Genomic DNA, 19,435 nt, shown 5'->3' with positions numbered 1-19,435 from the left:
GACATTTTGAATCCGCGCATCGTGCTTTCCAAAAATCGATTTTCGGGCCGATGCGCTACGTCACCGCGAAGACGCCGAGCATGACCAGCAGGAAGATGATCAGCACAATGCCGATGAGGATACGGGCACCGGTGGCGGCAGCTCCGGCCAATGCCGGCATGCCGAGCAGGCTTGCCGCGGCCGCGATGATCAGAAGAATGATGATCCATTTGATCATGAGAAAAAACCTCGCAGCCGACGGTTGTGGAAACCACCTACAAACGCGTCTGCGATGGCTTGGGTTCCAATTCCTTGGATTTGCCTGGAAATTCCCTGCACCGCGAAGCCGGTCGCCTGCCTAGGCCGCGGGCACGTCCCAGACCTCGCCGGGACGCAAGGCGCGAAAGCGTTCGCGTGGGACGCTCTGGTCATCCAGGGCCTCGCCAAGTTTTCTGGCCGGCTCGTCGATCGGCTCGTTGGTGAGCCGGAACGTGCCCCAATGGCAGCCGGCAGCATAGGCGGCATTGCAAAGAAGCAGGCCTTGCACCGCCTCCTCGGGGTTCTGATGGTGTGGCGCCATGAACCAGCGCGGCTCGTAGGCGCCGATCGGCAGGATGGCGAGGCGGAAGCCGCTATGCCTTTCGGCCATCAGCCGATAGTTGATGCCCTCGTGGAAACCGGTGTCGCCGGCGAAATAGACCTTTCCGCCCGGCGTCTCGACCACAAAACCCGCCCACAGTGCCATCCGCCGGTCGCGGGTGCCGCGCGCCGACCAGTGGTGCACCGGCTCGACATGGACGGTGACATCCTCGCCGATGTCGACCCGCTCGCCCCAGTCATGCGCGGAGAGCCGCATGCCCGGAACGCCGTCTTCGATGATGGCGTCGTTGCCGAGCGGCGTCAGCACCAGCGGGTCGTGCTTTGCCTTCAGCCGCTTCAGCGTGGCGAGATCGAGATGGTCGTAGTGGTTGTGGCTGACCAATACGAGGTCGATCGGCGGCAGGTTGGAAAAGGCGATGCCCGGCAGGTTGACCCGTTTCGGCCCGGCAAAGGAGAGCGGCGAGACGCGCCGCGACCAGACCGGGTCGGTGAGGATATTCAGGCCGGCTGTCTGGATAAGCAGCGTGGAATGGCCGACCATGGTCAGCCTCAGCCCGGGGCCTTCGATCCGCTCGGCCGGCGTGGCCTGATGAAACGGGCTCGGATTCGCCGCCGGCCATTTCGAGCGCTCGCCGCCCAGCTGCCACTTCAAAAGATCGGAAAAACGCGCAGGCAGCTTGCCGTTGGGATTGAAGAACAAGGTGCCGTCGAAATGATCGCTGGGCGGGCCGCTGTAGTAGCGATTGGCGGCTCTTTTTCTTGCAGCCAAGGTTTCGCCTCCGGCAGGGTTCGGTTTCATCAGAGATAGGACCAAAGCCGGCTTGCGCAAGCATCTGGGGCCGAATGCCAAGGGCACGCCTGTCCAGGCAAACCGCTGCGCACCGTCGGGTCAGACCCCCAAGGACAGGCTTTTAGGCGGCATGCATTTTGTGGTAAAATTGCAACAGATGCTGCCGCAAATGGTATTTTAACCATATCGGGTTGAAATTCTGCCACCTTCTCCATCTTGGTGGGGGAAGACATTGTGCGGACGGCAGCCCCAGCCGGATCGACGGAGGTTTGAAATGGATTTTTCGAAAACCGGTCTGCTGGCCGTATCGCTTGCCGCGCTCGTTGCAAGCGGCTGTTCAACGTCACGGTTCTCGTCGATGGACCAGGAGCAGCCGGCGCCGCTGCAAGCCGCGCCCTCCGGCAAGGTGACGGCAAATCAGCTGCCGCCGCCGGCGTCGCCCGGCACGGCCGACCCGTCGAAATTTCCGACGGCGCCGCAAGGCACGCTAAACCCCCAGGTCGCCTCGTTGCCGCCGGACGGAACGGCACCGGCCGGAGCCCCGGATCTTACCGCAGGCAGCGTCGCCGGCGTGTGGAAGGCCAGCGTGTCCGGCCAGAGCTGCCAGGTGGCAACGCCGCAGACCAAATTCGGCGCCGGCTACCGGGCCGGACCGCTGCATTGCCCGGCGCCGATCAACGGCATCAAATCCTGGAACGTCGCCGGCAAGCAGCTGACGCTGTATGATGAGAATGGCGGCACGCTGGCACGGCTCTATTCCTCGGGCGGAGAGAAATTCGACGGCCAGACTTCCAACGGCCTGCCGATCTCGCTTACAAGAGGCTGACCCGCCTCCTATTTGTTTTTACGCAATTCCTAGGGAAAACCGCTACACACTTTTCCTGGGATTGCTCTAGAGCAGGATGAGTTCAAATTGAGTCGGTCATCCTGCTCTAAGTCTTTTTTTGCGTATGATCTTGTCCGAAAAGTCTGCAACTTTTCGGGATCATACTTCAGAACGACGTGACCGATGCATCTGCGTGACGGCCTTCAGACCCATGCGACCGTCCGGCAGCGCTACGACCATTTGGTCGATACGGGCCTGATCGACCGCGATCCGGCACAGGAGCGGATCGTCGCGGCACTCGACCGGCTGATCGACGAGATTTCGGCAAAGCGGCTGGCGCACAAGTCGAGCGCGCTGGGCTGGCTGTTCGCGCGCAAGCGCGAGACGCGCGAGGCCGTCAAGGGCCTCTACATCCATGGCGGCGTCGGCCGCGGCAAGACCATGCTGATGGACATGTTCTTCGAGCTGGTGCCGGTCAGGCGCAAGCGCCGTGTGCACTTCAACGACTTCATGGCCGATGTGCAGGACCGCATCCAGAAGCATCGGCTGGAGCGCAAGAATGGCACCGTCAGGGAAGACGACCCGATCGCGCCGGTGGCCCGCTCGCTGGCCGAGGAAGCCTGGGTGCTGTGCTTCGACGAGTTTTCCGTCACCGACATCGCCGATGCGATGATCCTGTCCCGACTGTTCTCGGCGCTGTTTGCCAACGGCGTCGTGCTGGTCGCCACGTCCAATGTCGCGCCGGAGGATCTCTACCGCGACGGTTTGAACCGCAAGCTTTTCCTACCCTTCATCGGCACCCTGGAGCGGAATGCGCAGGTGCTGGCGCTAGACGCCGACAAGGATTATCGGCTGGACAAGCTCAGCCGCCTGCCGGTCTATGTCACCCCCGCCGATGCCGCCGCCGATGCTGTCCTCGACGAGGCCTGGGAGGTGATGACGCATGGCAGGCCGACGGAGGCGGCGGCGCTGACGGTAAAGGGCAGGCAGATCGTGGTGCCGCGTGCTGCCGGCGATGCGGCGCGGTTTTCTTTTGCCGATCTCTGCGAGAAACCGCACGGCGCCCGCGATTTCCTGGCGATTGCCAGCCGCTTCTCGACCATCTTCATCGATCATGTGCCGGTGCTCGGCGAAGGCAGCCGCAACGAGGCCAAGCGCTTCATCCTGCTGATCGACACGCTCTACGATCATCATGTGCGGCTGGTTGTCAGCGCGGCGGCGGCGCCGGCTGAACTTTATGCGGCGAAGCGCGGCATCGAGGTCTTCGAATTCGAGCGCACGGCGTCGCGGCTGATCGAGATGCAGAGCCACGAATGGCTGGAAGACTGGGCGAAACGGCAGAGTGCGCGGATGGCGCCGCCTGAAGCGCAGCAGGCTCAGGCCTAGAGTCGATAAACATACATGACAAAGCCTTCCGCCTCGCCATGCGGCTCCCTTCGCGCCTCATACAGTGCGCGAGCGGCAACATTGTCCGGCTCGGTGCCGACCCAGGCCTCCTCGCAGCCATGCTCGCGGCCGAGCGCAAACATGGCGTCGAGCATTCTTGTCGCTGTGCCCTGGCGCTGGAAGGCCGGCGCCACGCCGACTTCGTCGATGTAGAGTTCGCTCACCTTGTCCGGATGGCGGTGGATGACGGCAGCGCACTGGCCGACGACCACGCCGTCGGCGAGCGCCACAATCATGAAATGTCCTGGTGAGGCGAGGTAGGCGGCAAGGCGATCAGGCCTCACCGGCTCGTCGAACACGTCTTCGGCGACCCGCATCACAAGGGCGTCATCGCCGGGAAGCAGCCTTCTTATTTCCATCTTCATTGTGTAAATATCCCAAAGTCGGCTTAATTCTTTTGACGCTTACGTAATTCCCATTGTTTCTAACCGATTGAAATTATTCACTCCGAAATAATCGTTTGAATTTATTTTGTACCGAGGCTATTGGGTGCGGCGAAATCCCGCGGCTTCCCCGCAGCATTCCGGCCTCCTTCCTCGACGCCGTCATCCCAAGTCGTTAAAGATTGGGGCGCCGTCACAGTCTAAAGGGAAAACATCCTGACATGGCACGCAACAAGATAGCGCTCATCGGCTCGGGCATGATCGGCGGCACGCTCGCCCATATGATCGGCCTCAAGGATCTCGGCGACGTTGTGCTGTTTGATATCGCCGAGGGCATCCCGCAAGGCAAGGGGCTGGATATCGCGCAGTCATCGCCGGTCGATGGGTTCGACTCCAGGCTGACCGGTGTCAACGATTACGCCGGCATAGAGGGCGCCGACGTCTGCATCGTCACCGCCGGCGTGCCGCGCAAGCCCGGCATGAGCCGCGACGACCTTCTGGGCATCAACCTGAAGGTCATGGAGCAGGTTGGCGCGGGTCTCAAGAAATACGCGCCGAAGGCCTTCGTCATCTGCATCACCAACCCGCTCGACGCCATGGTCTGGGCGCTGCAGAAGTTTTCCGGACTGCCGAAGAGCCATGTCGTCGGCATGGCCGGCGTGCTGGACAGCTCGCGCTTCCGCTATTTCCTGGCCGACGAATTCAAGGTCTCGGTTGAGGATGTCACCGCCTTCGTGCTCGGCGGCCATGGCGATTCCATGGTGCCGATGATCCGCTATTCGACGGTCGCCGGCATCCCGCTGCCCGACCTCATCAAGATGGGCTGGACCTCGAAGGAAAAGCTCGACCAGATCGTGCAGCGCACCCGCGACGGCGGCGCCGAGATCGTCGGCCTGCTCAAGACCGGCTCGGCCTTCTACGCACCGGCCGCCTCGGCGATCGCCATGGCCGAAGCCTATCTCAAGGACAAGAAGCGCGTGCTGCCCTGTGCTGCGCATCTCTCCGGCCAGTATGGTGTCAAGAACACCTATGTCGGCGTGCCGGTGGTGATCGGCGCCGGCGGCGTCGAGCGCATCATCGAGATCGAGCTCAGCAAGCCCGAGCAGAAGATGTTCGACAGTTCGGTGGCGGCGGTGCAGGGCCTGTGCGAGGCCTGCGTCAAGATCGCTCCGCATCTCGCCGCCAAGTGAACCGGAGACAACGCGCATGAACATCCATGAATATCAGGGCAAGGCGCTGCTGAAGGGCTTTGGCGCACCGGTGGCCGAAGGCGTGCCGGTGTTCGAGGCAAGCGAGGCGGAAGCCGCCGCCAAGGCGCTGCCCGGCCCGCTCTATGTGGTGAAGAGCCAGATCCATGCCGGCGGCCGCGGCAAGGGCAAGTTCAAGGAGCTCGGCCCCGACGCCAAGGGCGGCGTCAGGCTGGCGAAGTCGGTGGCCGACGTCGTTGCCAATGCCAACGAGATGCTCGGCCACACGCTGGTCACCAAGCAGACCGGCCCGGCCGGCAAGCAGGTCAACCGCCTGTACATCGAGGACGGCGCCGACATCGAGCGCGAGCTCTATCTGTCGCTGTTGGTCGACCGCTCGGTCGGCCGCATCGCCTTCGTCGTTTCGACCGAGGGCGGCATGGATATCGAGGCGGTCGCCCATGACACGCCGGAAAAGATCATCACCGTTGCCATCGACCCGGAAAAGGGCGTGACGGCGGACGATTTGAAAGAACTCAACAGCGCGTTGAAGCTCGACGGCGACGCCGCCAAGGACGGCGAGACACTGTTCCCGATCCTCTACAAGGCCTTTCTGGAGAAGGACATGAGCCTGCTCGAGGTCAATCCGCTGATCGTCATGAAGAATGGCCGGTTGCGCGTGCTCGACGCAAAAGTGTCGTTCGACAACAACGCGCTGTTTCGCCATCCCGACGTGATGGAGCTGCGCGACATCACCGAAGAGGACGAGAAGGAGATCGAGGCGTCGAAATACGACCTCGCCTATGTCGCGCTCGACGGCAATATCGGCTGCATGGTCAACGGTGCCGGCCTCGCCATGGCGACGATGGACATCATCAAGCTCTATGGCGCCGAACCCGCCAACTTTCTCGATGTCGGCGGCGGCGCGTCGAAGGAGAAGGTGACGGCGGCGTTCAAGATCATCACCAAGGATCCGGCGGTCAAAGGCATCCTGATCAACATCTTCGGCGGCATCATGAAGTGCGACATCATCGCCGAGGGTGTCATTGCCGCTGTCAAGGAAGTTGGGCTGCAAGTGCCGCTGGTGGTGCGGCTCGAAGGCACCAATGCCGAGCTAGGCAAGAAGATCATCAATGACAGTGGCCTCAATGTCGTCTCGGCCGACGACCTCGACGATGCCGCGAAGAAAATCGTGGCGGCGGTGAAGGGCTGATCTGGTGCCTCCGCACAAGATAAACCTGGTCGAGGCGGCGGATGCGAAGATCAAAAAGGTCTTCGATCCGCATATCGCCGGCGACGTCAACGATGCCCAGGTCAAGATCGCCAAGTTCGGCGATGTCTTCGACTGGCATGCGCATGACAACGAGGACGAAGCGTTCCTGGTGCTGCGCGGCCGCATCGCCATCGATTTCCGCGACGGCACGGTGGAGCTTGGCAGCGGCGAGTTCATCGTCGTGCCGCGGTCCGTTGAGCACCGGCCGCGCTCGCTGAGCGAGGAGCCGGTGGTGCTGATGTTCGAGCCGGCGACGACACTCAACACCGGCAACGCCAAGAGCGACCTCACCGTCGCCGATCTCAAGCGGCTCTGACCATGGCATCTCTGACGATGACCACGCAGCCTTCCTCGATCAACGGTTTGTAAAAAGGACCACCATGTCCATTCTCGTCGACAAGAACACCAAGGTGCTCGTGCAGGGCCTGACCGGCAAGACCGGCACGTTCCATACGGAGCAGGCGCTGGCCTATCACGGGACGAAAATGGTCGGCGGCATCCACCCCAAGAAGGGCGGCGAGACGTGGACCGGCGCCAAGGGCGAGAGCCTGCCGATCTTTTCCACCGTCGCTGAAGGCAAGGCGAAGACCGGCGCAAACGCTTCTGTCGTCTATGTGCCGCCGGCGGGCGCCGCCGAGGCGATCCTGGAAGCAATCGAAGCCGAGATCCCGCTGATCATCTGCATCACCGAGGGCATCCCGGTGATCGACATGATCAAGGTCAAGGCGCGGCTCGACCGCTCGACATCGCGGCTCATCGGCCCCAACTGCCCCGGCGTCCTGACCCCCAACGAATGCAAGATCGGCATCATGCCCGGCAACATCTTCCGCAAGGGCTCCGTCGGCGTTGTTTCCCGCTCGGGAACGCTTACCTATGAGGCAGTGTTCCAGACCACCAATGTCGGCCTCGGCCAGACCACCGCCGTCGGCATCGGGGGCGACCCCGTCAAAGGCACTGAGTTCATCGACGTGCTGGAGATGTTCCTCGCCGACGACGAGACCCAATCGATCATCATGATCGGCGAGATCGGCGGCTCGGCCGAGGAAGACGCCGCGCAGTTCCTCAAGGACGAAGCCAAGCGTGGCCGCAAGAAGCCGATGGCCGGTTTCATCGCCGGGCGCACGGCGCCGGCCGGGCGCACCATGGGCCATGCGGGCGCTGTCATCTCCGGCGGCAAGGGCGGTGCCGAGGACAAGATTGCAGCGATGGAATCGGCTGGGATAAAAGTTTCGCCCTCGCCGGCCCGGCTCGGCACGACGCTGGTCGAGGCAATTAAAGGTTAAGGGAGTAGGGGAGTAAGGCAATAGGGGAGTAGGGAACGCCAGCGGCAAGAAAATGCCCTATTCCCCTACTCCCTTACTGCCTTACTGCCCTACTCCCTTACTCCCCTACAAAAGGAGACGGAGCCAGGCTCCGCTGAAAAAATGGCAAGACAAGATCAGGCCAACGACCAATTTTCGCTTACCTCTTTCCTCTATGGCGGCAATGCCGATTATATCGACGCGCTCTACGCCGCCTATGAGGACGATCCCTCTTCGGTCGACCCCGAATGGCAGGATTTCTTCGCGGCGCTGAAGGACGACGCCGGCGATGTCCGCAAGAATGCCAAGGGCGCCTCATGGGCTAAGCCCTCGTGGCCGTTGCAGGCCAATGGCGAGTTGGTGTCGGCGCTCGACGGCAATTGGGGCATCGTCGAGAAGCACATCGAGAAGAAGGCCCAGGACAAGGCGGTGATGAACGGCGTCGCCCTTTCCGACGCCGACGTGCACCAGGCGACGCGCGATTCCGTGCGCGCCATCATGATGATCCGCGCCTACCGGATGCGGGGCCATTTGCACGCCAATCTCGATCCGCTCGGCATCGCCAAGCCGCTCGAGGACTATAACGAGCTGTCGCCGGAAAATTACGGCTTCACATCAGCCGATTACGATCGCCCGATTTTCCTCGACAACGTGCTCGGGCTCGAATTCGGCACCATCCGGCAGATGCTCGACATCCTGACCCGCACCTATTGCTCGACGCTCGGCGTCGAGTTCATGCATATTTCCGATCCCGAGGAGAAGGCCTGGATCCAGGCGCGCATCGAGGGAACCGACAAGGAGATTTCCTTCACCGCCACTGGCAAGAAGGCGATCCTGCAGAAGCTGGTCGAGGCCGAAGGCTTCGAGCAGTTCATCGACGTCAAGTACAAGGGCACCAAGCGCTTCGGCCTCGACGGCGCAGAGGCGCTGATCCCGGCACTGGAGCAGATCGTCAAGCGTGGCGGTCAGCTTGGTATGAAGGAGATCGTGCTCGGCATGGCGCATCGCGGCCGGCTGAACGTGCTCTCCCAGGTGATGGCAAAGCCGCACCGCGCCATCTTCCACGAATTCAAGGGCGGCTCGGCCGCACCCGACGAGGTCGAGGGCTCGGGCGACGTGAAGTACCATCTCGGCGCTTCGTCGGACCGCGAGTTCGACGGCAACAAGGTGCACCTGTCGCTGACCGCCAATCCCTCGCACCTGGAAATCGTCGATCCGGTGGTTATGGGCAAGGCGCGGGCCAAGCAGGACTCTCTGTTCGGCCGCAGTCGCGAAGAGATCGTGCCGCTGGAAGAGCGCGCCAAGGTGCTGCCGCTGCTCCTGCATGGCGACGCCGCCTTTGCCGGCCAGGGCGTGATTGCCGAAATCCTCGGCCTGTCGGGGCTGCGCGGCCACCGCGTCGCCGGCACGCTGCATTTCATCATCAACAACCAGATCGGCTTCACCACCAATCCGCGCTTCTCGCGCTCGTCGCCCTATCCGTCGGATGTGGCCAAGATGATTGAGGCGCCGATCTTCCACGTCAATGGCGACGATCCGGAAGCCGTGGTCCATGCCACCAAGGTGGCGATCGAATTCCGCATGAAGTTCCACAAGCCTGTCGTGGTCGACATGTTCTGCTACCGCCGCTTCGGCCACAATGAAGGCGACGAGCCGGCCTTCACCCAGCCGATCATGTACAGCAGCATCCGCAGCCACAAGACGACGGTGCAGATCTATGCCGACCGGCTGATCGCCGAAGGCCACCTCACCCAGGCCGAATTCGATAAGCTCAAGGCCGACTGGCGGGCACATCTCGAGCAGGAATTCGAGGTCGGCCAGCATTACAAGCCCAACAAGGCCGACTGGCTGGATGGCGCCTGGTCTGGCCTGCGCACGGCCGACAACCAGGACGAACAGCGGCGCGGCAAGACCGCCGTGCCGGTCAAGACGCTGAAGGAGATCGGCAGGAAGCTGACCGAGGTGCCGAAGGATTTCGCGGCCCACAAGACGATCATGCGGTTTCTCGAGAACCGCCGCCAGGCGATCGAGTCGGGCGAAGGCATCGACTGGTCGACGGCCGAGGCGCTGGCCTTCGGCGCCATTCTGCTCGACGGCAATCCGGTCCGGCTGTCGGGACAGGATTCGGAGCGTGGCACGTTTTCGCAACGCCACTCCGTGCTCTACGACCAGCGCGACGAGACACGCTACATTCCGCTCAACAATCTGTCGGCGGCGCAGGCCGGCTTCGAGGTCATCAACTCGATGCTGTCGGAAGAGGCCGTGCTCGGCTTCGAATACGGCTACAGCCTGGCCGAGCCGAAGGCGCTGACGCTTTGGGAAGCACAGTTCGGCGATTTCGCCAACGGCGCCCAGGTGGTGTTCGACCAGTTCATCTCGTCGGGCGAGCGCAAATGGCTCAGAATGTCGGGCCTCGTCTGCCTGCTGCCGCATGGCTATGAAGGCCAAGGGCCGGAACATTCGTCGGCCAGGCTCGAGCGCTTCCTGCAGCTTTGCGCCGAAGACAACATGCAGGTGGCCTACTGCACGACGCCGGCCAACTACTTCCACATCCTGCGCCGGCAGTTGAAGCGGGATTTCCGCAAGCCGCTGATCCTGATGACGCCGAAGTCGCTGCTGCGCCACAAGCGGGCGGTGTCGACGTTGCCGGAGATGTCGGGCGAAAGCGCGTTTCACCGGCTGTTGTGGGACGATGCCCAGCAGCTCCCCGGCCAGGCGATCAAGCTCACCAAGGATTCGAAGATCCGCCGTGTCGTGCTCTGCTCGGGCAAGGTCTATTACGACCTCTACGAGGAGCGCGAGAAGCGCGGCATCAACGACATCTATCTGCTGCGCGTCGAACAGCTCTATCCGTTCCCGGCCAAGGCGCTGATCACCGAACTGTCACGCTTCCGCAACGCCGAGATGGTGTGGTGCCAGGAGGAGCCCAAGAACATGGGCGCCTGGTCGTTCATCGATCCCTATCTGGAATGGGTGCTGGCGCATATCGATGCCAAGCATCAGCGGGTGCGCTATACCGGCCGGCCGGCGGCCGCGTCGCCGGCGACCGGATTGATGTCGAAGCATCTCGCCCAGCTTGCCGCCTTGCTCGAAGACGCGCTCGGTGAATAGAACAGAGCTCGGCGAATAGAACAGAACCGACAGAAAAACGGACAGGCACAATGGCTACCGAAATCCGCGTCCCCACACTTGGCGAATCCGTCACCGAGGCGACCATCGGCAAATGGTTCAAGAAGGTGGGCGACGCGATCGCCACCGACGAGCCGCTGGTCGAGCTCGAAACCGACAAGGTGACGGTGGAAGTGCCGGCAGCGGCCGCGGGAACGCTCAGCGAAATCGCGGTCAAGGAAGGCGAGACGGTCGAGGTCGGCGCTTTGCTCGGCATGATTTCGGCGGGCAACGGGGCAAAAGCGGCAGCACCCGCTAAGGCGTCAACTCCCGAACCGAAGCAGGACGCGGTATCGCAGGCCTCGGCGCCGACCGCAGCATCCACCGTCCGCCAAGCCGCGGCCGAGACCGCCAAGATCGCCGGCGACGCCGGGCCGATCGAGGCGCGCACGATGCCGCCGGCGCCAGCGGCGGCGAAGCTGCTGGCCGAGAGCAATCTCGCGGTCGACCAGGTCTCGGGTTCCGGCAAGCGCGGCCAGGTGCTGAAGGGCGACGTGCTCGACGCAATCGCCAGGGGCGCGCCGTCGCAACCGGCCGAGACGCCGAAGGCGCCTGCACCGGTCGCTGCCCGTGCGCCGTCCTCGGCCGATGACGCATCACGCGAAGAGCGCGTGCGCATGACCAAGCTGCGGCAGACCATCGCGCGCCGCCTCAAGGAAGCGCAGTCGACCGCCGCCATGCTGACCACCTTCAACGAGGTGGACATGAGCGCGGTGATGGCGCTCAGGACCAAATACAAGGACGTGTTCGAGAAGAAGCACGGCGTGAAGCTGGGCTTCATGGGCTTCTTCACCAAGGCCGTCACTCATGCGCTGAAGGAGATCCCTTCCGTCAATGCCGAGATCGACGGCACCGACATCATCTTCAAGAACTACGCCCATATCGGCGTCGCCGTCGGCACCGAAAAAGGCCTTGTCGTGCCGGTGGTGCGCGATGCCGACCAGATGTCGATCGCCGAGATCGAGAAGGATATCGGCCGGCTGGGCATCGCCGCGCGTGACGGCAAGCTTTCCGTGGCGGATATGCAAGGAGGCACGTTTACGATTTCTAACGGCGGCGTTTACGGGTCGCTGATGTCGACGCCGATCCTCAATGCGCCGCAGTCGGGCATTCTGGGCATGCACAAGATCCAGGAGCGGCCGGTGGTAGTCGGCGGCCAGATCGTGATCCGGCCGATGATGTATCTGGCACTCTCCTACGATCACCGCATCGTCGACGGCAGGGAAGCGGTGACCTTCCTGGTCCGGGTCAAGGAAAGCCTGGAGGATCCGGAGCGGCTGGTGCTCGATCTCTAAGGGTCGGTCGAGGTGAGCCGGAGAATGGATCTGCGCCACCGAACGAGCTTCTCTCGTTTGCGCTCCGGATTGTTTTTCACGCTGTGCGTGGCCGGCCTTGCGCTGACGGCATCGACGGCGCACGCTGCCTGCCCGCTCGAGCTCGCCGTCTATGGCGATGCCGAAAGTGCCGCCGAGATCGATTTCAGGCCGACCATGGAATCGGCTGTTGTCACCAACACGTTCAAGATGGTGCTCGACAACAGTGTCGTGCTCGAAGGCATCGTCATGTGGACGGAAGGCGTGGCGCGGCCGCATGGTTCGCTGATGTACAAATGCCCGACAGGCGACGTCACCGGCGACGAACTCGCCGCTTGCACGGTGTGGGAGGGGGTCGTCTACAGTGCTGACGACAAGGGCAACATCGCTCTGCTGCCAGCCGAAGGCGTGGCCGCGCCGAAGACTCTTATCTTTCCCGACCTCGGACCGTCGCTGCAGATGTCGGCCGCCTATGGCACCAACGGGTTTTCGAAAGTGCCGTGGGATGTTTTTTCGTTGAAGGGCTGTCAGGAATGAGCGCGACCAAAAAAGTGCTGCTGGTGACCGGTGGTAGTCGCGGCATCGGCGCGGCCACGTCCAGGCTTGCCGCCAAGGCTGGATACCGTGTTGCGGTCAACTATGCCTCCAATGAGGCTGCGGCCACGGCGCTTGTCGAGGCAATCGCGCAGGCTGGCGGCGAAGCGCTGGCCATCAAGGGCGACGTCGGCAGCGAGGCCGATATTCAGGCGATATTCGAGAGGATCGATCATGCCTTCGGTCCGCTCGATGCGCTCGTCAACAATGCCGGCGTGGTCGACCGGAAGGCGCGTGTCGACGAAATGAGCGGAGCAAGGTTGGAGCGCATGATGCGCATCAACGTCATTGGCTCAATACTGTGTGCCCGCGAAGCGGTGAAGCGTATGTCGACGAGCCATGGCGGCAAGGGCGGCGCTATCGTGAATATCTCCTCGATTGCTGCGAGAATTGGCGGACCGGGCGAATATGTCGACTATGCCGCCTCGAAGGGTGCGATCGATTCTTTCACCATTGGCCTGGCGCGCGAAGTGGCCGGCGAAGGCATTCGCGTCAACGCGGTCAGTCCAGGCATCATCGACACCGAAATTCATGCCTCCGGCGGGCAGCCGGATCGCGTCGAGAGGATGCGTCACCTCGTGCCCATGCAAAGGGCGGGGGCCACCGAAGAGGTCGCCGCGGCAATTCTCTGGCTCCTGTCGGACGGGGCGTCCTATACGACAGGCGCAAATTTGGAAGTGGGCGGCGGCCGCTAATTGCCAGCCAAGGCTGAGTGCCAGACCAGAAGGACAATATCATGGCTTATGACGTCGTTATCATCGGATCGGGACCGGGCGGCTATGTCTGCGCCATCAAGGCGGCACAGCTCGGCCTGAAGACGGCGGTGATCGAGAAGAACCCGACCTTCGGCGGCACCTGCCTCAATATTGGCTGCATCCCGTCCAAGGCGCTGCTGCATGCCTCCGAGATATTCGCCGAGGCCGGCCATTCCTTCGACACGCTGGGCGTCGAAATCGGCGCACCGAAGCTCAATCTCGGGAAGATGATGGCGCACAAGGACGCGACGGTGGCGTCCAACGTCAATGGCGTCGCCTTCCTGTTCAAGAAGAACAAGATCGACTCGTTTCGCGGCACCGGCAAGGTCCTGTCCGCCGGCAAGGTCTCGGTGACCGGCGAGGACGGCAAGGTCGAGGAGATCGAGACCAGGAACATCGTCATCGCCACCGGCTCCGACGTCGCCGGCATTCCGGGCGTCAAGGTCGACATCGACGAGAAGGTAATCATGTCCTCGACCGGCGCGTTGTCGCTGGACAAGGTGCCGGGCCATCTGGTTGTGGTCGGCGGCGGTGTCATCGGGCTGGAGCTTGGCTCGGTATGGGCGCGGCTCGGCGCCAAGGTCACCGTCGTCGAGTTCCTCGACACCATACTGGGCGGCATGGACGGCGAGGTCGCCAAACAGTTCCAGCGCATGCTGTCCAAGCAAGGCATCGAATTCAGGCTCGGCGCCAAGGTGACCGGTGTCGCCAAGGCCAAGAAGGGTGTCACCGTCATCTTCGAGCCGGTCAAGGGGGGTGCTGCCGAGACCATCGAGGCGGATGCGGTGCTGATCGCGACGGGACGTCGGGCCTATTCGGACAGTCTCGGGCTGAAGGAAGCCGGCGTCGATGTCGACGAGCGCGGCCGGGTCAAGACGGACGGCCATCTCAAGACTAATGTGCCGGGCATCTACGCCATCGGCGATGTCATCGCCGGGCCGATGCTTGCCCACAAGGCCGAGGACGAAGGTGTAGCGGTGGCCGAGACCATCGCCGGCCAGGCCGGCCATGTGAACTACGAGGTGATCCCGAACGTCGTCTACACCAGTCCGGAAATCGCCTCGGTCGGCAAGACCGAGGAAGAGCTGAAGGCGGCCGGCATCGATTACAAGGCCGGCAAGTTTCCGTTCAGCGCCAATGGCCGGGCGCGCGCCATGCTGCATACCGACGGCTTCGTGAAGATCCTGGCTGACAAGCAGAGCGACCGGGTGCTCGGCGTCCACATCGTCGGCTTCGGCGCCGGCGAGATGATCCACGAGGCGGCGGTGCTGATGGAGTTCGGCGGTTCGTCGGAAGATCTTGCCCGCACCTGCCACGCCCATCCGACGATGTCGGAAGCGGTGAAGGAAGCGGCACTGGCGACCTTCTTCAAGCCGATCCATATGTAGGCCGTCCTAGAGCGGTTCAGCTTTTGATAGAATCGCCGAACCGCTCTAAGTCTTTGTTTTTACGGAATTCCAGACGGAAAACCGCTGCGCACTTTTCCTGGAATTGCTCTAAGCTACTCCGGCAGCCATCTGATGGCCCAAAGCAAAACGGCCCGCTTCTCAGCGGGCCGTTCGTATTTGAAGTCAGCAGGCGATCACTGCGCCGGGGCTGGTGCGGGCGCCGGAGCAGGCGCTGGTTCTGCAGGCGCCGGAGCAGGTGTAGGCGCCGGAGCAGGCTCTGCGGGTGCCGGGGCTGGCGCAGGCTCTGCCGGGGCCGGGGCTGGCGCAGGCTCTGCCGGGGCCGGGGCAGGTGCCGGTTCTGCGGGCGCCGGCGCTGGGGCTGGCGTGCTGGCGGCCGGCGGCTCAGCAGGCGCGGGCGTTTCACCGCTTCTTCCAAAAATATAGTAAGCGACAATAGCCAGGATAACGACAACCAGGGCAATCAGCCAGCCGCTGCCGCCGCCACCCGACTTGGGAGGGGGGGTCGGAGTGGTGTACGGGTCGTTTGGATTCGCCATAAAAGTGTCCTCCGTGGATGAAAAGTATCAATCAACACAAATCAACGCGCAATCGTTGAACAGGTTTCACGCTAGGTATCGAAAACGCCGAAAACAGGGCAATCTGCGCCTGGAATCGTTTGTCCGCACGCATTTCCCTCGCAAAATTGGCGGAGATCGAGCCAAAACGAGCCTTTTCAGCCATCCTGCACCAAGACCGGACCGCCGCCCTCGCGTCCTGATTCGGGAAGGCATCGATCGGAATCATGTCTTCCTGGTCCGCAACTCAACCGTGCAACTCAGTAAACGACGTCAGGGTTCAGGCGGCCTTGCGGAAATCTTCGACGAGACCTCCCCGTCGGGAGGATGCAGGGCGTCATGAAGGCAGCGAGGGATCGGCCCGGCATGATCGATAACTTGTTGGGGCAGGCGAAAAGTCATTTTCTCGATGCGGCGCAGCCCGCCGGACTCGACGGCATGTCGGCGCCGCCGCAAGCCGGGCTCCCGGCGTGCGCCTTGCCGGCCGCGAGCAACGCGACGACGAAAAAAGAGACAAGAAACAGGGCGTTGAGTACCACAAGCAGCTTCAGCGACACAAAAGCCGCGCGGTCGGTAATGGCGATGACGCGTTTCATGGCTCTTTCTAGGCCTAAAAAAGCGGCGAAACGGTTAACTGGCTTATCCAAATTGTCTTGAACGGGGCTCGTTGCGCGTGCGCTGTCCGGACTTTGCAGGCCTGCACGTCGCTCACGCCCGCGGATGGGCGGCTTCGTAGATTTCGAGCAGCCTGGCGGTGTCGACGCCGGTGTAGATCTGCGTCGTCGACAGGCTGGCATGTCCCAAAAGTTCCTGGATGGTGCGCAGGTCGCCGCCGCGCCCAAGCAGATGCGTGGCGAAGGAATGGCGCAAGGCGTGCGGCGTGGCGGTATCGGGCAGATTGAGCGCCGAGCGCAGCTTCGCCATGTCGCGCTGGACGATGGCCGGGTTGAGCGGGCCGCCGCGGGCGCCGCGAAACAGCAGGCCCTTGGGGTCGAGATGCCAGGGGCAGAGCCGGCGGTATTCGGCGATCGCCCTCAGCGCCACCGGCAGCACCGGAACCAGCCGGGTCTTGCCACCCTTGCCGGTGACGCGCAGCACGCTATCGCCAGCCGACGACAGATCGGCGCCCGACAATCCGAGCGCCTCGGAAATGCGCAGGCCCGAGCCGTAGAGCAGCGTCAGCACGGCGGCGTTGCGGGCGGCGATCCACGGCTCCTCCGCCAGCTGGCCTTCCATCGAAACAACGTGTTTGGCATCGCTTGCCGTCAGCGGCTTGGGCAGCGACTTCGGCTGCCGTGGCGCGCGCAGTGCCGCAGCGCCCGCCGCATTGACGAGGCCGCGCCGCTCCAGAAAGCGCAGCAACGAACGGATGCCGGCGAGCCCCCGCCCGAGCGTGCGGGCGCCGGCGCCCCCGGCGCGGCGAGCGGCGAGAAAGCCGCGCAGATCGGCCGGGCGCAGATCGGCGATATCCGAAATGCCGGGCGAGCCGCCGCAATGGCCGGTCAGGAAGTGCAGGAATTGGCGCGTGTCGCGCTCATAGGCTTCCACGGTTTCCGGCGATAGCCGGCGTTCGCGCGCCAGCATCTTCAGCCAGGTTTCGCGGGCCGCCTGAAGGTCTGGTTTGGCTGGAATAAGAAATTCCTGCATTGGCTCTTTCGATATTCCGTTCTTCCAATTCGTTCTTCCAATTCTGGGCCATCTTCCGGCAGCCGGGTTAGGAAGCGGTGAAGAGCCGCGTCATTGAAATGACAAGAGGGTGGAGCTAGAGCAAGGCCAAAGGATTTTTCCGCCGATGACCAAACCGCAAAACCCCGTCCAGATGGCCGTGATCGGCGCCGCCCACGGCATCAAGGGCGAATTGCGCGTGAAAACCTTCACCGGTGACCCGTTGGCGCTGGCCGACTACGGGCCGCTCTATGCCAGGGACGGCCGCGCCTTTCAGATCGTCGACATCAGGCCGGCCAACACGGTCGTCGTGGTGCGCTTCAAGGGCATCAGCGACCGCAACGCTGCCGAGGCGCTTGCCGGCACGGAATTGTTCGTCGACCGCTCGATGCTGCCGGACGATGGCGAAGAGGACGAATTCTATCATGCCGATCTCGTCGGGCTGGCGGTCCGGGACGATACCGGTGCTGACATCGGCAAGGTCGTGGCCGTGCATAATTTCGGTGGCGGCGACATTCTCGATGTGATGCTTGGCGAGCGCAAAGGCGTGCTGATCCCGTTCACGCAGGCCGCCGTGCCTGACGTGTCTATCAAAGAGGGTTTCGTCCGAATCGATCCGGCGGCGGCGGGACTGGTCGAGGACGAAGACGGCGAGCCTCCCGGTGGCGACGGTTTCGACCCGAAGGGCAGGCCGCGCGGGCCGAAGGACGCCGGGGGCAACCGGTGAGCTTTTCCGCCTCGGTGCTGACGCTCTATCCGGAGATGTTTCCCGGCGCGCTCGGCCTGTCGCTGGCCGGCAGAGCGCTGGAGGCTGGCACGTGGGAGCTGGAAGCAATCCAGATCCGCGATTTCGCCAGCGACCGCCACCGCACCGTCGACGACACACCGGCCGGTGGCGGCGCCGGCATGGTGATGCGCGCCGACGTTTTGGCCAAGGCGATCGACCATGCCTCGCCACCGGGTGATCCACGGCCACGGCTGCTGATGAGTCCGCGTGGAAAACCGCTGACGCAGTCCCGCGTGCGCGAACTGGCCGCCGGGCCGGGCGTCGTCATCGTCTGCGGACGCTTCGAAGGCGTCGACCAGCGGGTGATCGACGCGCGTGGGCTCGAGGAGGTCTCGGTCGGCGACTTCATCCTGTCCGGCGGCGAGCCGGCAGCGCTCGTGCTGCTCGACGCCGTGGTGCGGCTGTTGCCCGGCGTGATGGGCAATGCGGTATCAGGCGATGAAGAGAGTTTTGAAAACGGCCTGCTCGAACATCCGCACTACACGCGCCCGCAGGAATTCGAAGGCCGGCAAATCCCCGAGGTTCTCACCTCGGGCAATCACAAGAAGATCGCCGCATGGCGGCGCGCTGAGTCGGAAAAGCTGACCAGGGAAAGGCGGCCTGACCTGTTAGCCGCTCAGCCCTTGGCAAAATAGTAAAAGGCCAGGAACACGCCGATCCCAACCACGAAGCCGCGCACGGCAATTTGCGGCACGCGCTTGGCGATCCAGACGCCGGCATAGCCGCCCAGCGCGCCGCCCGGTATCATGATGATCGCTTGCGGCCAGGCGATCACGCCGCCGGAGACGAAGACCAGGATGGCTATCGCCGCGATGACCACGGCCAGCATGTTCTTCAGCGCGTTCAGGCGGTGATAGTCGCCGGGCTGGGTGAGGCCGAGCGTTGCCAGCATCATGACGCCCATGCCGGCGCCGAAGAAACCGCCATAGACTGCGGTGGCGAATTGCGCCAGGGAGCCGACCAGCGAACCCACCGCGGCCTCATGCCCCGGCTTGGGTGCCGGCTTCAGCCACGGCCCAGCGGCGAATAGCGCAGTCGCCGCCAGCAGCAGCCATGGCACCAGGACGCGGAACGACGGATTGTCGAGCGCCAGAAGGATGAGTGCACCGGCCAGCGCGCCGAAAGCCGATATGAGGCCGAGCAGCAACGCCGTGCGCCAGAAATGCTTGATGTCGGACCAGTAGGCGAGCGTCGAGGTGATGTAGCCGGGAAACTGTGTCACCGACGAGGTCGCGTTGGCGACGATCGGCGGCAAGCCGACCAGCGTCATGGCGCCGAAGGTTACGAACGTCCCGCCGCCCGCTATCGCGTTGACGGCACCTGAGAGAAAGCCCGCGAAAAAGAGCAGGGCCGCATCGAGAACTGGCATGGGGGTATTGCCGCCGGAGGAAAGTCACGTTTTACC

The 19,435-nt window shown here is 63.3% G+C and carries 20 protein-coding genes; 13 read left to right on the top strand and 7 right to left on the bottom strand.

What is annotated here, in order from left to right; translation table 11 throughout:
• Positions 1–55: 55 nt before the first annotated feature.
• Both EOB36_RS23360 and EOB36_RS23355 read right to left on the bottom strand, forming a co-directional pair.
• The gene (locus EOB36_RS23360; protein ID WP_095484884.1) at positions 56–217 is read right to left on the bottom strand and encodes a DUF1328 family protein; all 162 of its coding nucleotides are present in this window, start codon (positions 215–217) and stop codon (positions 56–58) included.
• A gap of 120 nt (positions 218–337) precedes the next feature.
• Positions 338–1,378, bottom strand: coding sequence for an MBL fold metallo-hydrolase (locus tag EOB36_RS23355; RefSeq protein ID WP_164897592.1), 1,041 nt, complete (start codon positions 1,376–1,378; stop codon positions 338–340).
• A 265-nt stretch (positions 1,379–1,643) separates the two neighbouring features.
• Between EOB36_RS23355 and EOB36_RS23350 the strand changes: the two genes are divergently transcribed.
• Positions 1,644–2,195 (top strand): AprI/Inh family metalloprotease inhibitor, encoded by a 552-nt coding sequence (locus tag EOB36_RS23350; RefSeq protein ID WP_128285808.1) that lies wholly within the window; start codon positions 1,644–1,646, stop codon positions 2,193–2,195.
• Positions 2,196–2,378: 183 nt separating this feature from the next.
• Positions 2,379–3,581: a cell division protein ZapE gene (zapE, locus tag EOB36_RS23345; RefSeq protein WP_127206021.1), complete on the top strand. Its 1,203-nt coding sequence runs from the start codon at positions 2,379–2,381 to the stop codon at positions 3,579–3,581.
• On the opposite strand, the gene EOB36_RS23340 is transcribed toward zapE, so the two are convergent.
• Entirely contained in the window at positions 3,578–4,006 is a 429-nt protein-coding gene (locus EOB36_RS23340; RefSeq protein WP_095484888.1) for a GNAT family N-acetyltransferase, read from the bottom strand. The genes zapE and EOB36_RS23340 overlap by 4 nt on opposite strands.
• 239 nt (positions 4,007–4,245) lie before the next feature.
• Between EOB36_RS23340 and mdh the strand changes: the two genes are divergently transcribed.
• The 9 genes from mdh (at position 4,246) to lpdA (ending at position 15,003) form a co-directional block, all read left to right on the top strand.
• Positions 4,246–5,214 carry a malate dehydrogenase gene (mdh, locus tag EOB36_RS23335; protein ID WP_128285807.1) on the top strand — a complete coding sequence of 323 codons (969 nt, stop codon included), beginning with the start codon at positions 4,246–4,248 and terminating at the stop codon, positions 5,212–5,214.
• Between the two features lie 16 nt (positions 5,215–5,230).
• Positions 5,231–6,424, top strand: a complete 1,194-nt coding sequence (gene sucC, locus EOB36_RS23330; RefSeq protein ID WP_128285806.1) for an ADP-forming succinate--CoA ligase subunit beta — start codon at positions 5,231–5,233, stop codon at positions 6,422–6,424.
• A gap of 4 nt (positions 6,425–6,428) precedes the next feature.
• A complete protein-coding gene (locus EOB36_RS23325; RefSeq protein WP_095484891.1) occupies positions 6,429–6,800 on the top strand; it encodes a cupin domain-containing protein in 372 nt (123 codons plus the stop codon).
• A gap of 64 nt (positions 6,801–6,864) precedes the next feature.
• A complete protein-coding gene (gene sucD, locus EOB36_RS23320; protein ID WP_128285805.1) occupies positions 6,865–7,767 on the top strand; it encodes a succinate--CoA ligase subunit alpha in 903 nt (300 codons plus the stop codon).
• Between the two features lie 141 nt (positions 7,768–7,908).
• Entirely contained in the window at positions 7,909–10,896 is a 2,988-nt protein-coding gene (locus tag EOB36_RS23315) for a 2-oxoglutarate dehydrogenase E1 component (RefSeq protein WP_128285804.1), read from the top strand.
• Between the two features lie 50 nt (positions 10,897–10,946).
• Complete coding sequence (odhB, locus tag EOB36_RS23310) at positions 10,947–12,248, top strand: 2-oxoglutarate dehydrogenase complex dihydrolipoyllysine-residue succinyltransferase (protein ID WP_128285803.1); 1,302 nt, start codon at positions 10,947–10,949, stop codon at positions 12,246–12,248.
• 57 nt (positions 12,249–12,305) lie between these two features.
• Complete coding sequence (locus tag EOB36_RS23305; RefSeq protein WP_095484895.1) at positions 12,306–12,803, top strand: hypothetical protein; 498 nt, start codon at positions 12,306–12,308, stop codon at positions 12,801–12,803.
• Complete coding sequence (locus EOB36_RS23300; RefSeq protein ID WP_128244164.1) at positions 12,800–13,555, top strand: SDR family oxidoreductase; 756 nt, start codon at positions 12,800–12,802, stop codon at positions 13,553–13,555. The genes EOB36_RS23305 and EOB36_RS23300 overlap by 4 nt, the downstream gene beginning before the upstream one ends.
• A 41-nt stretch (positions 13,556–13,596) precedes the next feature.
• The gene (gene lpdA / locus EOB36_RS23295; protein ID WP_128244165.1) at positions 13,597–15,003 is read left to right on the top strand and encodes a dihydrolipoyl dehydrogenase; all 1,407 of its coding nucleotides are present in this window, start codon (positions 13,597–13,599) and stop codon (positions 15,001–15,003) included.
• Between the two features lie 588 nt (positions 15,004–15,591).
• Here the strand turns inward: lpdA and EOB36_RS23285 are convergent.
• From EOB36_RS23285 to EOB36_RS23275, 3 genes are all read right to left on the bottom strand, one after another.
• A complete protein-coding gene (locus EOB36_RS23285; RefSeq protein ID WP_126104345.1) occupies positions 15,592–15,807 on the bottom strand; it encodes a hypothetical protein in 216 nt (71 codons plus the stop codon).
• A gap of 169 nt (positions 15,808–15,976) precedes the next feature.
• Positions 15,977–16,174, bottom strand: a complete 198-nt coding sequence (locus EOB36_RS23280) for a hypothetical protein (RefSeq protein ID WP_245458136.1) — start codon at positions 16,172–16,174, stop codon at positions 15,977–15,979.
• 112 nt (positions 16,175–16,286) lie between these two features.
• Complete coding sequence (locus EOB36_RS23275) at positions 16,287–17,225, bottom strand: tyrosine recombinase XerC (RefSeq protein ID WP_126104346.1); 939 nt, start codon at positions 17,223–17,225, stop codon at positions 16,287–16,289.
• A gap of 145 nt (positions 17,226–17,370) precedes the next feature.
• Between EOB36_RS23275 and rimM the strand changes: the two genes are divergently transcribed.
• Entirely contained in the window at positions 17,371–17,970 is a 600-nt protein-coding gene (rimM, locus tag EOB36_RS23270) for a ribosome maturation factor RimM (protein ID WP_095484901.1), read from the top strand.
• Complete coding sequence (trmD, locus tag EOB36_RS23265) at positions 17,967–18,665, top strand: tRNA (guanosine(37)-N1)-methyltransferase TrmD (protein ID WP_095484902.1); 699 nt, start codon at positions 17,967–17,969, stop codon at positions 18,663–18,665. Before rimM ends, trmD begins: the two co-directional genes overlap by 4 nt.
• Here trmD and EOB36_RS23260 read toward each other — a convergent pair.
• Positions 18,647–19,399: a sulfite exporter TauE/SafE family protein gene (locus EOB36_RS23260; protein WP_095484903.1), complete on the bottom strand. Its 753-nt coding sequence runs from the start codon at positions 19,397–19,399 to the stop codon at positions 18,647–18,649. The genes trmD and EOB36_RS23260 overlap by 19 nt on opposite strands.
• Positions 19,400–19,435: the final 36 nt, after the last annotated feature.

Origin of the sequence: Mesorhizobium sp. M6A.T.Cr.TU.017.01.1.1 (assembly GCF_004023115.1) — a bacterium.
Taxonomy (GTDB): Bacteria; Pseudomonadota; Alphaproteobacteria; order Rhizobiales; family Rhizobiaceae; genus Mesorhizobium; species Mesorhizobium mediterraneum.
The sequence above is the reverse complement of the archived record's forward strand: the minus strand, read 5'-3'. Positions and strand labels throughout refer to the sequence as shown.